This window comes from Cedecea neteri NBRC 105707 = ATCC 33855, from assembly GCF_001571265.1.
In the GTDB taxonomy this organism is placed as follows: Bacteria; Pseudomonadota; Gammaproteobacteria; order Enterobacterales; family Enterobacteriaceae; genus Cedecea; species Cedecea neteri.
In genome coordinates, this window is record NZ_BCTL01000124.1 from 1 (window position 1) to 1,028 (window position 1,028).

At 64.2% G+C, this 1,028-nt stretch carries 1 protein-coding gene and 1 pseudogene; both read left to right on the forward strand.

Features of this window, described 5'->3' with window-relative positions:
- Window positions 1–240: pseudogene (locus CNE01S_RS24080) on the forward strand (phage portal protein family protein); the annotation flags it as partial.
- Window positions 227–1,028, forward strand: an 802-nt coding sequence (locus CNE01S_RS24085; RefSeq protein ID WP_169799438.1) for a phage head morphogenesis protein, incomplete at its 3' end; no start/stop codon positions are given. The pseudogene CNE01S_RS24080 and the gene CNE01S_RS24085, both read left to right, overlap by 14 nt.

Genomic DNA, 1,028 nt, shown 5'->3' on the forward strand with positions numbered 1-1,028 from the left:
GATGCCGTTCAGCAACAGCTGGATGCGGCCCCGCTGGCGCTGGCCGCGCAGGCGAATCAGGCGGCGGAGGCGATGCTGCGCCCGCTGCTGGAGAAAATCCGCGCTGCCTCATCACCGGATGCGGTGTATGCGCTGCTGGCAGAGGCATACCCGGACCTTCAGGATGGCTCCCTGCAGGAGCTGGTCGGTCAGGCGGTGTTCGTGGCGGACGTGATGGGGCAAAGTCATGCCGGGGATTAATGCCGGGTTCGCCATGACCCTGAAGCCGGAGGCGGCCATCCGGTATTTCGAGGGTAAGCACCTGACGCCGACCTTCAACTGGAAGGACCTGGAGGATGAGGCGCACGCCGTGCAGTTCACCGTGGCCGGTATTCTGAAGCTTGATGTGCTGAACGATATTCACCAGGGGCTTACGCAGGCGATGGCGAACGGTACCACGCTCACGCAGTTCCACAATGACCTCGAGCCGCTGCTGCAGCGTAAGGGCTGGCTGGGACGCGGTCTGGTGGCCGATGAGTACGGGGAGCTGGCGGGTAAAAAGCTGATGCCGTACCGGCTGGATACGATATTCAGAACGAACATCCAGTCTGCTTATGCCGCCGGGCGTTACCAGCAGCAGATGCGCACCGTCACAGAGCGGCCTTACTGGGAGTATAACGCGGTGATGGACAACCGCACCCGGCCGATGCATGCCAGCCTCAACGGGCGGGTGTTCGCCGCTGACGACCCCATCTGGCAGAGTATTTACCCGCCAAACGGGTATCGCTGCCGGTGCTGGATACGGGCCCTGACCCGCGCACAGATGAAAAATCACCCCATCGGGCTGGAGTCCAGCGAGGGCCGTCTGGTCACGGTGCAGCAGCCTTACGGCACGGACGGCGAAACCCGGCCGGTCACCGCGTACAGAGACCCCAAAACCGGGGCGCTGCTGGTCCCGGATGCGGGTTTTCACCTCAATCCGGGGCGCGGTTATCTGGCCGGGCTCGGGCAGAGCCTGCTGGAGAAAGGCTCCACCGCCGCGCCGGAGC